The 13,653-nt window shown below is 69.9% G+C and carries 13 protein-coding genes and 2 pseudogenes; 8 read left to right on the top strand and 7 right to left on the bottom strand.

Features of this window, described 5'->3' with window-relative positions; translation table 11 throughout:
* Positions 1-78 precede the first annotated feature (78 nt).
* The 4 genes from ABD355_RS10835 to ABD355_RS10820 form a co-directional block, all read right to left on the bottom strand.
* Positions 79-639: a CGNR zinc finger domain-containing protein gene (locus ABD355_RS10835; RefSeq protein ID WP_344399972.1), complete on the bottom strand. Its 561-nt coding sequence runs from the start codon at positions 637-639 to the stop codon at positions 79-81.
* 35 nt (positions 640-674) lie between these two features.
* Entirely contained in the window at positions 675-1,868 is a 1,194-nt protein-coding gene (locus ABD355_RS10830; protein ID WP_344399971.1) for a MalY/PatB family protein, read from the bottom strand.
* The gene (locus ABD355_RS10825; protein WP_344399970.1) at positions 1,865-2,332 is read right to left on the bottom strand and encodes a mycothiol transferase; all 468 of its coding nucleotides are present in this window, start codon (positions 2,330-2,332) and stop codon (positions 1,865-1,867) included. Before ABD355_RS10825 ends, ABD355_RS10830 begins: the two co-directional genes overlap by 4 nt.
* A gap of 312 nt (positions 2,333-2,644) precedes the next feature.
* On the bottom strand, positions 2,645-3,448 hold the full coding sequence (locus tag ABD355_RS10820; RefSeq protein WP_344399969.1) for an SDR family NAD(P)-dependent oxidoreductase: 804 nt from the start codon (positions 3,446-3,448) through the stop codon (positions 2,645-2,647).
* An 87-nt stretch (positions 3,449-3,535) separates the two neighbouring features.
* Here ABD355_RS10820 and ABD355_RS10815 point away from each other — a divergent pair, with 87 nt between their 5' ends.
* The 8 genes and pseudogenes from ABD355_RS10815 (at position 3,536) to ABD355_RS10780 (ending at position 10,360) form a co-directional block, all read left to right on the top strand.
* The gene (locus ABD355_RS10815) at positions 3,536-4,387 is read left to right on the top strand and encodes a helix-turn-helix transcriptional regulator (RefSeq protein WP_344399968.1); all 852 of its coding nucleotides are present in this window, start codon (positions 3,536-3,538) and stop codon (positions 4,385-4,387) included.
* 285 nt (positions 4,388-4,672) lie between these two features.
* Positions 4,673-5,525 (top strand): annotated as a pseudogene (locus tag ABD355_RS10810) (IS5 family transposase).
* A 120-nt stretch (positions 5,526-5,645) separates the two neighbouring features.
* A complete protein-coding gene (locus tag ABD355_RS10805) occupies positions 5,646-6,152 on the top strand; it encodes a DUF6624 domain-containing protein (protein ID WP_344399967.1) in 507 nt (168 codons plus the stop codon).
* A 394-nt stretch (positions 6,153-6,546) separates the two neighbouring features.
* Positions 6,547-7,086: an ArsR/SmtB family transcription factor gene (locus ABD355_RS10800; protein ID WP_344399966.1), complete on the top strand. Its 540-nt coding sequence runs from the start codon at positions 6,547-6,549 to the stop codon at positions 7,084-7,086.
* Positions 7,083-8,342 (top strand): MFS transporter, encoded by a 1,260-nt coding sequence (locus ABD355_RS10795; RefSeq protein WP_344399965.1) that lies wholly within the window; start codon positions 7,083-7,085, stop codon positions 8,340-8,342. Before ABD355_RS10800 ends, ABD355_RS10795 begins: the two co-directional genes overlap by 4 nt.
* Before the next feature lie 305 nt (positions 8,343-8,647).
* Positions 8,648-9,187: a GNAT family N-acetyltransferase gene (locus tag ABD355_RS10790; RefSeq protein ID WP_344399963.1), complete on the top strand. Its 540-nt coding sequence runs from the start codon at positions 8,648-8,650 to the stop codon at positions 9,185-9,187.
* A gap of 261 nt (positions 9,188-9,448) precedes the next feature.
* A pseudogene (locus ABD355_RS10785) lies at positions 9,449-9,676 on the top strand (hypothetical protein); the annotation flags it as partial.
* A 54-nt stretch (positions 9,677-9,730) separates the two neighbouring features.
* Positions 9,731-10,360, top strand: coding sequence for a S1 family peptidase (locus ABD355_RS10780; protein ID WP_344399961.1), 630 nt, complete (start codon positions 9,731-9,733; stop codon positions 10,358-10,360).
* Positions 10,361-10,850: 490 nt separating this feature from the next.
* Here ABD355_RS10780 and ABD355_RS10775 read toward each other — a convergent pair whose 3' ends face one another.
* The 3 genes from ABD355_RS10775 to ABD355_RS10765 all read right to left on the bottom strand — a co-directional run bounded on the left by ABD355_RS10775 (position 10,851) and on the right by ABD355_RS10765 (position 13,653).
* Complete coding sequence (locus tag ABD355_RS10775; RefSeq protein ID WP_344399960.1) at positions 10,851-12,356, bottom strand: protein kinase domain-containing protein; 1,506 nt, start codon at positions 12,354-12,356, stop codon at positions 10,851-10,853.
* Positions 12,357-12,524: 168 nt separating this feature from the next.
* A complete protein-coding gene (locus ABD355_RS10770; RefSeq protein ID WP_344399959.1) occupies positions 12,525-12,674 on the bottom strand; it encodes a hypothetical protein in 150 nt (49 codons plus the stop codon).
* 88 nt (positions 12,675-12,762) lie between these two features.
* Complete coding sequence (locus ABD355_RS10765; RefSeq protein ID WP_344399958.1) at positions 12,763-13,653, bottom strand: polysaccharide lyase; 891 nt, start codon at positions 13,651-13,653, stop codon at positions 12,763-12,765.

Genomic DNA, 13,653 nt, shown 5'->3' with positions numbered 1-13,653 from the left:
TCGCCGGGTGGCCACCGAGGGCCTGCGATCCCGTGCGGCAGGTGCTGCTACCGAGCGGCAGGCGATGCTCGGAGGCGGTCAGCGTGCTGTCCCCTGCCGCCGCTTGCGGTAGTTGGCCACCTTGTGTCGGTTCCCGCACTCGCTCATGCCGCACCAGCGGCGGTTGGCGGACCGCGACAGGTCCACGAACAGCCGGGTGCAGTCCTCGTTGAGGCATTCCCGCACGCGAGGGAAGTCGGTGCCGCCCAGAAGCTCCACTGCGTCCCGTGCCACCGCGCCGAGCGCTTCGTCGATGCCCCCGGTACGTGCCAGGCGACCGTCCTCGTCGAGTTGGAGCCTCGGCAGCGGCAGCCGGGCCATCTCGTTCACCTCGGCGAGAGCGTCCCGCACCTCGCTGTCCGCAGGCGGTGTCAGGGGCCATGCGCCAACCAGCGCGTACACCGCTTCCCTGAGGCGGCACATTCTCGACAGGGCGCGTGCGTCCAAAAGGCCGGGCGCGTCGAGCAGTCCGGCCTGGAGGATCCAGCGTCGCAGGTCGTCGGGGGAACGCAGCAGTTCGGTGCGTCGGCTTCGTCGCCACAGCAGCGTGCCCGCGAGGTCCAGGCAGAGCCGCCCGCTGACGAAGACGAAATCATCCACACGGCCATGGTGCCAGGTGGCGTCCGGTACCGTCGTCACCCCTCCCTGCCGCCCAGTGCGTCGACGACCCGGCCCAGGATCTCGTCGAGCACCTGCTGCGAAGTGGCGAAGTTCAGCCGCACGAACCCCTCGGCGTCCGGACCGAAGGGCGCGCCGCCGTCGAGCAGGACCCGGCCGTCCCTGAGCACCTTATCCACCGGCGGTTCCCCCAGGCCGAGCGGCCGGGTGTCCAGCCATGTCAGGTACGTGGCCTCGGGCAAGTGGTGGCGGACCAGCGGGAGCCGGTCGCGTACCACGTCGCGGACGCGCCGGCGATTGCGGTCCAGCACGGTCAGGAGATCGCGCTGCCAGGCGTCGCCGTGCTCCCATGCGGCCAGCGTGGCGACGACACCGAGGGGTGAGACGGCGCCGTACAGGTCGGGCGGTTGTGCGTCCCGCAGCGCGAGGAGGCGGTCCGGGCCGTAGTGCGTGACGGCGCAGCGGATGGCCGCCAGGTTGAACGCCTTGGTCGCGGAGGTCAGGGTCACGGTGCGGCGCGCGGCGTCGTCGGACAGGCTCGCGAAGGGGATGTGCCAATGGGCCGTGTAGGTCAGCTCGGCGTGGATCTCGTCGCTGATGACGAGCAGATCGTGTCGTCGCGCGATGGCCGCGATCTCGGCGAGTTCATCGGCCGTCAGTACCCGGCCGGTGGGGTTGTGGGGGTTGACCAGGACGAGTGCCTTGCAGCCGGACCGCTTCACCGCGGTGTCCATGGCGGCAAAGTCCATCCGCCAGCCGTCGTCGGTGTCCTTCATCGGGATGGGCACGATCCGCCGGTTCATCGTGCGCAACGTGGACAGGAACGGTGGGTAGTTGGGAATGTGCACCGCCACCGCGTCCCCGTCCGACGTTGCGAGGGAAAGGACGAGTTGCAGACACTGGATGAGGTCGGTCTGCTCGCGCACGCGGTGGGCCGACGCGGCCCATCCGTGGCGCTCGGCCATCCGCTTGGCGAAGGCGGAGCGCAGCGGACTGCCGTCCGGCCAGTCCGGGTAACCGAGATCCTGGCGGTCGACGGCCTCGTGCAGCGCGGCCACCACCGGCGGCGGGGTGGGAAAGTCCATGTCGGCCACCCACGCCGGCAGGACGTCTTGCTCCGGACGGTGCCATTTCACGCTGCCGCGGACGCGCAGCCGGTCGAGGTCGAGGTCGTCGAAGCCGGGCATCCCCCGAGCGGTTGCGGGCCTCATGCCAGGACCCCCGCCCGCAGCAGATCCCGGGTGATCTGCACCTGCCCGTGATGCTGGGCCAGTTCCTCCAGTACGTGAAGCTGGACGCCCCGCACGCTCAGGGGACGGTCCGGCCCCTCGGAGTCGTCAGAGGGTGTGTTGCGCGGCGGTTGCGACGGCAGCACCTCGCGGAGGTCTGCTTGCAGGCGGTCGAAGAGCGCGTCGACCTGCGTCCGCAGACGCCTCACGTCACCCTTCGCCGTGAACTCGGAGGGACGGTCGCGGTCGACGGGGCGCCCCGCGATCACGTGGCCCAGCCAGTAGTCGGCCACGGCAACGCAGTGGTACGCGATGGCGTACGGGGAGTTGGCCCCGGGCAGGTGCGGCGCGGTGTTGCCGAGGTCATCACCCAGTTCTTCCAGGGCGCCGAGCATGCCGTCGAAGGCTCGGCGAAGAAAGTACAGGTACTCGTCGTGCTCGTGCACAGTGCCTCCTATCGGTCAGGAGTTCCACCATCGGACGGGAGGAGACACCTGTCAAGCCGGTGTCGAATCGACTGATCAATGTGACTTATGCGTCATAAATAAAGAACTTAGGGCGCAGACTGCGTTCATCGAGACGACAATGTAACCATGTTGAGCGGTGTCTCCGAGTCGCGGTCTTCTCCGTCGGCGGCGGCGTCGTGGTGGGGTCGGCGCGGAGCGCGGTACTGGATTCCTCCCAGCCCGTTTCTCCACGCCGCCCGCCCGAGTAGCGGCGATCAAGTGGCTGTGAACAGGGATAGGGGCGTCCCTGGCTCAGGCCCGCGCGCCACCGTCGACCCGGAGGACCGTGCCGGTCACGTAGGAGGAGCGGTCGCTCAGCAGCCACGCGGCGGCCTGCGCGATCTCCTGCGGGTCGGCCGCGCGGCCCAGCGGGGTGTGCGCCGTGAGCCGCTCCCGGAGACCGGGTGATCCCTTTTCCCAGGTGCTTATCATCTCGGTCGCCGTGTTGCCAGGAGCGATGGCGTTGACGCGGATGCCTTCCGGGCCGTAGGTGACGGCAGCCGACTCGGTGAGGCTGTTGACCGCCCGTTTCATCGCACCGTAAACGGGCAGCTCGGGGTTGCCCATCAGGCTGCCGACAGATGAGTTGTTGACGATGGCGCCGGTCCCGGCGGTGGAGCGGATGGCGGCGATCTCGGCGACCATGGCCAGCCAGACGCCCTTGAGGTTCACGTCGTAGAGGCGGTCGAAGTCGGCCTCCGGCAGCTGGTGCATCGGGCCGGGCTGCTGGATCGTCGCGCCGTTGTTGAAGGCGATGTCGAGCCGGCCGTAGACGTTCACGGCGCGGTCCACGGCCGCGCGCACGCCGGCCGCGTCGGCCAGGTCGCACACCACGTACTCCGCGGTGCCGCCCGCCGCCCGGATCTCCGCGGTCACCGCCTGCAGCTGGTCCTCCGTTCGGGCCGCGAGAAGCACTCGGGCGCCCTCGCGAGCGAAGAGCCGAGCCGCGGCGGCTCCGATGCCGCGTCCGGCACCGGTGATGAAGGCGACCTTGTCGGCCAGCAGGCCCAGGGCGGCAGGCGTGGTGGATGTACCGGTGACAGGTGTGTTGTCCATGGCGCCAAGCCTGCGCCCGTCCGCGAAGCGCAACCAGGCACCGGCGGTACCTGGATCCGCGGCCCGGCGCCCCCGCACACTGGAGAGGTGGACCGACGACAACTGGCCGACTTCCTGCGCAGCCGACGCGAGCGGATCACCCCTGCCGAGGTAGGGCTGCCCGCCGGACCGCGCCGCCGCACCCCGGGCCTGCGCCGTGAGGAGGTGGCGCAGCTGGCGCACATCTCGACCGAGTACTACACACGGCTGGAGCAGGCCCGGGCGCCGCACCCATCCCACGAGGTGCTGGCCGGACTGGCTCGGGCCCTGCGCCTGACGGACGCCGAACGCGACCATCTCCATCACCTGGCCGGCACACCGCCGCTCCCCTCGGCCGGGCCTTCGCGCCAGGTACGGCAGAGCATCCTCGACCTGCTGCACCGGCTGCCGCAGGCCGCAGCAACCGTAACGTCCGCGGCCTTCGAGGTACTGGCCTGGAACGATCTGGCGGCAGCCCTGATGGAGGACTTCTCCGCCCTGTCGCGACGCGACCGCAACCTCGTGCGCCGTGTCTTTCTTGGCCCGCCCACGCAGGGGCAGCGGCTGTACGGAGTGTCGGACGCGGACGCCTTCGCCCGCATCTCGACGCAGCGGCTGCGCGCCGCCGCCGCCCGCTACCCCGACGATCCAGAGGTTGCCGAGCTGGTAGCCGAACTCCTCGACGGAAGCGAAGAGTTCACCCGCCTGTGGCAATCCCACGACGTGTCCGCCGAGCTCACCCTGTGCAAGACCTTCCAGCACCCGCTGGTCGGCCCCGTCACCGTCAACTGCGACGTCCTCGACATCACCGACCGCGACCAGCAGGTCGTGATCTACACCGCGGCTCCAGGCTCGCCCTCCGAAGAGGCGCTACGGCTGCTGTCGGTCATCGGCACACAGCGCATGGACGTCACACGCTGAGCCACACCGGACGCACTTCTACGTCCCCTGATGTGCACCGAGGCCGGTCAGCATCGCCCGCGCGCTTCCGAGCCCTGCCCTGTACGGTTCGGGCCCTGAGCAACCACTGTCGGCACACGCCCTGGACGAACCGCCTCGCCATGCCGCTCACCGCCGCGCTGCAGGGCCTGACCGCCCTGGCGTTGAGCGGGGCGCTCTCCGCCGAGCAGATCGAGGAGAGCTCGGACAAGACGATCCCGGTCCTCCTGCGTGGCTGCGCACCCCAAGGTCCGTCCGGCAGATCATGTGACTTCTCGCGCTACGACGCGTTGGCATGTCCGTGGGCGGGGAGATCTCACGAACGAGGAATGGGCCCGGCTGAAGCCGCATCTGCCCAAGTCCGGGCAGCGCGGCGGGCGTCGGGCCAGTCACCGCGGGATCACCAACGGGTCCTGTGCCGGAACCGGTTCAGGGTGGCGCTGGTCGGCGGACGGCACGTGGGACAAGATCTTCGCGGCCGTTCTGGCCGACGCGGATGCCCAGGGCCGCATCGACTGGTCCATGGTGAGTGTGGACTCCCCCACTTGCCGGGCCCATGAGCACGCCGCCGGAGCACGCAAGGAACCGCCGCGGATGCCGGGAAAAGACGCACGCCCCGGCAGCACCGCCCCGACGAGGGACTCAGACGCTCCCGGGGCGGCTTCACCTGCAAGATTCACCTCGCCGGAGAAGGTGGACGCCGTCCTCCGGCCCTGCGGGTCACCCCAGGCCAGTGGGCGACGCCCCGCAGCTCATCCCCGTCAGGGAACGCATACATGTCGGCCGGCTCAGTGGCGGACGCCCCGGCACCTGGCCTGAGCACCTCGGCGGCGACAAGGCCTATTCCTCCCGACGTAACCGCCGCTACTTGCGCAGACGGCAGATCAACCACACCATCCCCGAGCCGAAGAGTCAGCGGGCCAACCGCCAACGCCGCGGCAGCAAGGGCCGACGGCCCACCGGCTTCGACAGGACGGCCTACAACCGCAGAAACGCAGTCGAGCGGACGGTCAACGCCCTCAAGAACTTCCGGGTTGTGGCCACGCGGTTCGACAAGCGTGTCTATGTCTTCCAGGGCACCGTGACCGTCGCAGCGATCCGGCTTTGGCTTCGGGGGTAGATCCATTATCCCGGTGCGGCGAGGCGCCTGTCACCGTTCTCCGGAATGATCTTTACATCCGTTTTGCACCTCTAGGCTTGCGGGCGGACCCAAAGCACGGATCTGACCTGGGAGTTGAGAGTGGCGCACGACGTTGCCGCACTGACAGCGGAACTCACGGACATGGCTGCGGCCGATCACCAGTTGGCAGTCCGCGCGAACAGCGACGACCCCGCCGAGCAGCTGGCCTGGCGGCGGCTGACCGCCCGGCACGGTGACCGGCTCAACGAGATCATGGACGAGTACGGCTGGCCGACGGCGGAACTGGTCGGCGAGGAGGCCGCCCGCGCAGCATGGCTCATCGCTCAGCACGCCGACCGGCAGCTCGACGTTCAGCGGCGCGCCCTCCAGCTGATGCAGCAGGCGGTGTCGGCAGGGTCGGCCAGCCCGCGCGAGCTGGCCTTCCTGCGCGACCGCACGCTGGTCAATGAGGGCCGCGAGCAGGTCTACGGCACTCAGATCGCCGGCGTGAAGGACGGGGCACCGGTTCCGTGGCCCTGTGTGGAGCCCGAGCGCATGGACGAACTCCGCGCGGAAGTCGGCATCGAGCCCTTCGACGAGTACGTCGCCAAGTTCTCCCTGGTCTGACGCCCCCCTTCCCGGTCGCGTCTGGTGGATCACGGCCCGGGCTCCGTGCCGCGAGCGTTGATCCCCAGGACAGACAGCTCCTTCTCTGAAGGTCGCCGAACCTGAGGCGGACTCGCGACGGAGTCCTCGCAGCTCAGCGGCTCTGGGTGAGCGCCGTATTGATCGTAACGCCTGTGGCGCAAGGCATGTCATCCGTTTGCTCTCCTGGTTCGGAAGTTCCTTGTCGGAACTCGCCAATTGGCTGCCTCGATGGCTCAGACCTCGACATTCGGGTGTGAGCAGTTGAGGCCGGCACGCAGATCCGGGATGTGGTTGTCGAGCGTGCCCGGCGAGACGCCGAGCAGCGCGCGAAATCCCCTTGCGCAATGGTCAAGAATCGTTGACCATTGTTCGCATGCCTACTGATGATCTTCCCGAGGCGTTTCACGTCACCACTGACGAGCAGCTGCGCGCCGTCTCCAATCTGACGCGTCACCGGATCATGGCCGTACTCCGCTTCGAGCCGGCGACGATTACGCAGATCGCCGAAAGGGTTGGCCTTGCGAAGGGGAGTTCCAGCTATCACGTGCGGCTACTGGAGCGGGCCGGTCTGGTGAAGGTGGTTCGGACGCGGAAGGTGCGGGGGGTCACCGAGCGGTATTACGCGATGGCCGCGCGGGCGATCGTGCTGCCGGACCCAGGCGAGGGAGGGCCGGATGTGCTGATGCGGCATGCGGTGGCGGACCTGGAGGCGTCACCGGCGGATCTCGAGCGGCACGTGCGGATGGCGCATCTGCGGCTCACCGAGGAGCAGTTCGCGGAGCTGGGGGCTCGGTTGCAGGCTCTCGCGGACGAGTACCAGGAGCTGTCCGATCCCTCGCTGCCGGACGCGTCGCTCGTCTTCGCACTGTTCCACCCGGCAGCGCGCGAGCAGGTCGAAGGGAACGCCAAGTGACCTCGGGGATCCTGAAGTTGCCGATCGGGTTCGGACGGCTGTGGACTGCCCAGACGGTGTCCTCGCTCGGCGACGGGGTAACGCAGGCCGCGCTGCCGCTGATCGCGTTGACGTTGACGCGGGATCCGATGGCGCTCGCCGTCGTCACGGCCGCCGGGACGATGCCGTGGCTGCTCTTCGGGGTGCTCGGCGGTGCGCTGGTGGACCGCTGGGACCGCCGGCGCACGATGTGGGTCGCGGACACGGCGCGTGCGGCGCTGCTCGGGATACCCGCGGCGGCGGCCGCGCTCGACGTGCTGACCATTCCGCTGCTCGCGGCCGTCGCTTTCCTCCTCGGCGTCGGCGGACTCTTCTTCGATACGGCCGCCACGGCCTATCTGCCGGATCTGCTCGGCCGCGAACCCGCACTACTGGAGCGCGCCAACTCCCGCCTGCGCGGCGCCCAGACCGCCATGTCCGGCTTCGCGGGGCCGCCTGCGGGCAGTGCCCTGCTCGCGCTCGGGCGGGCGGTTCCCCTGCTCGCCGACGCGGTGTCTTTCATGCTCTCCGCACTACTCGTACGTACGCTGCCCGCCATGCCCCGACCTGTGCCGGAGGTCCGCGAGTCGCTGCTTCGGCAGGCGCGGGCCGGGGCTTCGCACGTCTTCCGGGACCGGGTGCTGCTCGGGCTCGCGCTCCGCCCGGCGGTCGGGAACGTCGCCTTCCTCGCCGTGGAGACCGTCCTCGCCCTCTTCGCGCACGACCGCCTCGGCATCGACACCTACGGCTTCGGCCTGCTCCTCACGGCGGAGGCCACCGGCGGCCTGCTCGGTGCAGGCATCGCCTCCTACCTTGGTGGACGACTCGGCACCGGCACAGCACTGACCTGCACAGCCGCCGTCGAGGGGCTTGCCATCCTGGGCCTGGCCGCTGCCCCGAACCCGTACGTGGCCGGGCTGGCGCTCGCCGTCTGCGGGGCTGGCATGGGCGCCACGATGGTGCTCGGGCCCTCCCTGAGACAGGCGATCGTCCCGGCCCACCTCATGGGCCGGGTCGCTTCCACCTCCCGAATGCTGGCCATGTGCGCCGCCCCCATCGGGGCCTTCCTCGGCGGCTGGCTGGCCACCACCTACGACATCCGCACCCCGCTCTACGCCGCCGCCGTCCTCCTCCTGGCGATGACGGCCGTCACGGCATCCATGACCAGCAACCGCCGGGTCGAAGCGGCGCTGCGTGCCGCCGCCCCGGCCGGCGATCCGGATTGGCTGTGTACGTGAGTTGCGTGGGCGGTGATGTGAGCCGCTGCGCCGTCGGGGCCAGTGTTCGGCCATAGCGGGAGGTGAGGAAGCCTTGCAGGGGGTCTGCCGACGTTGGGCGTCCTTCACCATCCACCACACCCCTCTGATGTAATAATCACTCTATTAGTTCACCTGTTACCTACGAGGGGGAAGTCTTGCCTTTCGCGCACACGGTCGAGGCTGTACGGGCATGGGTTCACGGTTGGTCCGTTTCGCGCGGTGCAGCCGAACCTGTGCCATCTGCCTGGGGTTTCACCGTCGACGTGGGCCTACCCGGACACGTCATGCGCCACGTTCTGCACTCTGCAGACGAAGCAACCGTCTACGAGATCACCAAGCGCGCCACCACACCCGGCGTCTGGTTGAAGGCCTTTGTTCCACCGGAAACACTCGAGCCCTGGCTCGCCCCCGGCTGGCACCTCGCCGGCGGATCCGGCTACCTGATGTCCGCCTTCCTACCCGTCGCCCTCACCCGCGCCCCGGGCCCGAACCCCGAGGGTTACCAGATGAGCACCTGGACACGTGCCGGTGTCACCCGAGCCCTGGTCCGCACCGTCGACGGAGCTTTCGCCGCGCGCGGCCAGATCGCCGTCACCGGCCCCACTGCCGTCGTCGACCAGGTGGAGACAGACCCGGCCCACCAGCGCCGCGGCCTGGGGCGCCTGGTGATGCACAGGCTCACCGACGCCGCCGCAGAGCAGGGGGCCACGGCAGGCGTGTTGGGCGCGACGCCAGAGGGTCGGGCGCTGTACGAGACAACGGGATGGCGCGTAGTGGCCCCGCTGACCGGCGCCCTGCGTGGCCCGGACCCGGCCGACACCTGATGGAAGTACAAAGCTCCACGACAAACGTGAGTGAGTCCCGAACTCGTCAGCATTGATCACGGCGGCGGCGTGGCGGGATGAGACTGCGGTCGCCAAGGCCATGACGGCCCATCACGAGGTTGCGCTCCGAGTACCCGCCGCCCTGCTCCCGGCTCTCCAGCGCGACCTCGGCCTCACTCCGCAGGCCGCCGCGGCCCGCCTGGCCGGCGAAGCCCGGGCCGCCGCGACGGAGGAAGCGCTCAAGCAGGCGCTCGGCGAGCGCTGGGCCGGCGCCTGGCTCAGCGGCTCCGACACCACCCTGACGGGCGCCACCACCGACCCCGCCGCCGCCCGGACCATAGTCGCGCGCGGTGGTCGAGCCCGGATCGTCCGGAACTCCCTCGCCGCGCTCGACCGGGCCAGGGCCATGCTGGACAGGCGGCCCGCACCGCCGCCCCGGAGAACACGCCGCTGTGGTACGTCGACCAAGCGGCCAACACCGTCGTCGTCCAGTCCACCGACACCGACACCGACCGCACCAAGGACTTCCTCGCCAGGTCCGGAGTGGACCACGCCCTCGTCCGAGTCGTCCGCGCCTCGGACGCCCCCGGACCGCTGGCCGACCTCCGCGGCGGTGACGCCTACTTCATCAACAGCGCCGCCAGCTGCTCGATCGGCTTCCCGGTCACCCAGAACGGCCAGCCAGGCTTCGTCAGCGCCGGCCACTGCGGACAAGCGGGCTCCAGCGCCGCGGCTCCAGACGGCACCTCCATCGGAACCTTCCAGGGCTCGACCTTCCCGGGCAACGACTACTCGTGGGTGCAGGCCGATTCGAGCTGGACGACCCAGCCCCAGGCCAACAACTACGCCGGCGACACAGTGACGGTCTCCGGCTCCGACGTCGCCCCCATCGGCTCCTCGGTCTGCCGCTCCGGTTCCACCACGGGCTGGCGCTGCGGCAGGGGCCGGCAGTTCAACGCCACCGTCAACTACGCGCAGGGGAGCGTGTTCGGCCTCACCCGTACCAGCGTGTGCGCCGAGCCCGGCGACTCCGGCGGCTCGTTCATCTCCGGCAGCCAGGCCCAGGGCGTCACCTCCGGCGGCTCCGGCAACTGCACCGTCGGCGGAACCACCTACTTCCAGCCCGTCAACCCGATACTCCAGGCCTATGGCCTGACCTTGGCCACCGGTTGATCCAGGACCGGCTGAAACAGCAGCCGTACTCCGTCTGACCTGCGGGCTTCTTAGGTGACTTAGGGCTAAGGGCCGCGGAGCGGTGGGCGGCCTTCTGCAGGCCGCCCCTCGATCGTGCGTGTCGTCCTCGGCGGCCACGAAGGTGAGACGGTCGGGGACGACAAGCTGCCAGGAGCCGCCGAACCTCCGCAACTGTGAACTCGATTGCAACGGCTGCCCAACGGTGCCCTTTTTCGGACGCGACGCGCCGTGAGGGGCAGCCTCTCCCCCTCATCCACCACGAGATCGACCGCCTCGACGACCTGCTGCAGACCACTCCCCTGCGAAACGGCGTCGAGCCGACCCCCACGTAGGAGTACCGGCAGACAGGCCGGGCCTGGGCTATGAGTAGAGTCCGGCGCGCCTCCTCAGCCGCCTTCGGCGAGCGCCGCAGCCCGGGTGAAGCCTGCCTCGGCTGAATTGCGGACCTCTTCCCGGTCCGCCGACCTCGTCACGCCCTGAAGCTCCGGGTCGACGTGGCCGTGAGCCTGCGGCCGGGTGGCGTCACGCCGCTAGCCGGCTCTTCCCCTGCTGCCCGCCTGTCACGGGTTCGGCGTCGCGCGACTGCGACGGTCTCCCGCGAGACGGTGGCAAGGGCCACCAACGGCAGGAGCAGGTAGAAGACGAAGAGCTTGCGGAGGTCGTCGAGGAAGTACCAGATCGACGCGGTCGCACTGAACCAGAACGCGACCAGTGAGCCGGCGCCGCTCTGCCGGCTGCGTACCGCGCTGACGAGGCACCAGAGAGCGGTCAACGCCAGCAGGGCGAAGATGGCGACGTACGCGTGGTGCCAGCCGAACTCGGCGCGCCGCAGTGGGGAGTTGACCGCCACGGCCTCGGCCACCGGCCCCCAGCCGACCGCGCAGGACAGGCGTGCCGACCACGGCAGCGTCAGCACACCCAGCGCGGCCGCGGCGAGGGCGACCTGGCCGAAGTGGGCGGTGTCCACCAGGTGGCCACGGGCGCACAGCACCGAGAGCAGGCATCCGAGCAGAGCCAGAGCGCTGTCGGCTGAAGGGCGAAGTGAAAGCCGGAACTTGTCCCGGAGAGCGGTTCGGCCGCCGGACGGTGTCCCCTGGGGCTCAGGCGGAGGCATGGTGGCCCGGGCTGTCGGAACGGAGGACTGTGTCAGGGCGTCGGCGAGGGCCGCGCGCATCTGCCCCGCGTCGGTGAATCGTTCCGCCGGGTCCTTGCGCAGCGCGCGCAGGAGCACTGCGTCCACCGCCGGCGGTATCTGCGGCCGGAGCCGGGAGACCGGCTCCGGTTCGGCGTACAGGTGCTGGTGCATGACGGCGAACGGCGAGTCGCCGCGGAACGGGGTCTGGCCGGTCAGCAGTTCGTGCAGCAGGCAGCCCATCGCGTACAGATCGGCCCGGTGGTCTATCTCCGCACCGCTGATCTGCTCGGGCGAGAGGTAGGCGGGGGTGCCGATGGCCGCGCCGCTGCCCGTGATGCGAGTGGCGGCCTCGGTGAACGCCTTGGCGATACCGAAGTCGAGGACCTTCACGGTGCCGGGTCCGGTGAGCATGATGTTCGAGGGCTTGACGTCCCTGTGCACGATGCCGCGTTCATGACTGTGCCCCAGCGCGTCCAGCACCGCGCAGGCAGTGTCGATCGCCTCGGCGACGGACAGCGGGCCGTCTCGCAGGACCTCGGCGAGGGTGGTCCCCTGCACGTACTCCATGACCAGGTAGGGTCGCGGGCCGTCCGGGTGGGGCTCCTCGCCGACGTCGTGGACGGTGGCCACCGCCGGATGGTTCAGCGCGGCAGCCGCGTGGGCCTCGCGCCGGAAGCGGGCTCGCGACTGCGGGTCGTGAGCCAACTGTGAGGAGAGCAGCTTGACGGCCACGGTGCGGCGCAGTTGCCGGTCCACCCCACGATGGACCGTTCCCATGCCACCCTGCCCGAGCTTCTCGACCAGCTCGTAGCGGCCGCTGAGGACTGTTTCGCGCCCCACACACGCCTCCCGTGATTTCGGACCGCGGAGTAGCTTACGGCGCGACGTCGGCGGACCGATCGCCGCCGCCGCAGTCCGGTGAATGCCGAGCAAGCGCGGACAGCCGGGCTGCCGAGCCTCCGTAGCCGTTATGTCTGGCCGGGGGACACAGCGGTTCCAGGCGAGGAGTCAGGCAGACACTCCGCACAGCAGGATCGCGTTGATGAGGGCCAAGGTCTGACGGGCACTCATGTCGCCTTCGAGCATCAGTTGCCACACGGTCTCGTCCAGGCCGCAGAACGTCGAGGCCAGCCAGATGACCGCCATATCGCCCCGCATCAGCTGCGAATATTCACGTAGCCCAGCGCCGTGCCGGACTTCGACCCGCTGTTCACCAGCACCAACACCAAGGCGTGAACGGGGTGGATCAGGCTCCCCGCAGCGGGCCGATGGGACGGGTGGAGACGGCGAAGCCGGCGAAGTCGACGTACTGACTGCGAGGGGTGGCCCAACTGGGGTCGGAGCCGCCGAAGAAGGTGGAGAAGAAGATCCCGTCGATGCCGAGCCGGCCTGCGGTGCGGAACTCCAGGCCGCTGGAGTGCAGCGCCCGCCTGCCGTCGAGGCTGACGTCGATCGTGCCGTCGGAGCGGCCCGGGGTGTTGAGCCGGACGGCCTGCTCCACACACGCCCAGCGGCCTGTGGGCCAGCGCCACGCGCCTCGGCCCAGCGACGTGCCGTGTTCCACCGAGGTGGGCAGGTAGGCGTACACCTCGGCGTCACCGCCGCGGCGCCACATGTACCGGGTGGACAGCCCGTCCTCGCCGTTGGGGATGCGTCGGCCACTGGTGACGGTGCCGCCGTACAGACCGGGCAGCTTGCCGCCCTTGACGAAGTCGAACCCGCGCGGGAACCGCACGTAGTAGCGCAGATACAGCATGTCGGCGGGCCCGGCCGTCAAAGGCAGGTACAGCTGTGCCCCGCCCTCCGGCCGGTCGAACTCCCGGGACACCGTCGGACTGGCCGATCCGGCCGGGTACTCCACCCGCACCACGCGTCCCAGGCGGCTGTCAGGCCGCGGCAGGAACACCGCCCGCGACAGCCCGAACGAACCCCGCTCTGCGGGCCGCACCTGGGAGCCGAAGAACTGCCGCACGCCGGCCATGTCGTCGCTGAGCCTGATGGCGGCCGGAGGGCTCGGCGATACGTTGCGCCCTCGGTGCTCGGAGGTGTCGTCACCGGCGGCGAACGAGACCAGGAAGGTGACGAGCAGGGCGAGCGCCGCCGCCCCGCCGAAGACGATGAGCCGCCTCGCATGCAT

This window comes from Streptomyces longisporus (genome assembly GCF_039532765.1).
Taxonomy (GTDB): domain Bacteria; phylum Actinomycetota; class Actinomycetes; order Streptomycetales; family Streptomycetaceae; genus Streptomyces; species Streptomyces longisporus.
This window is presented reverse-complemented; position numbering and strand designations above follow the sequence as displayed.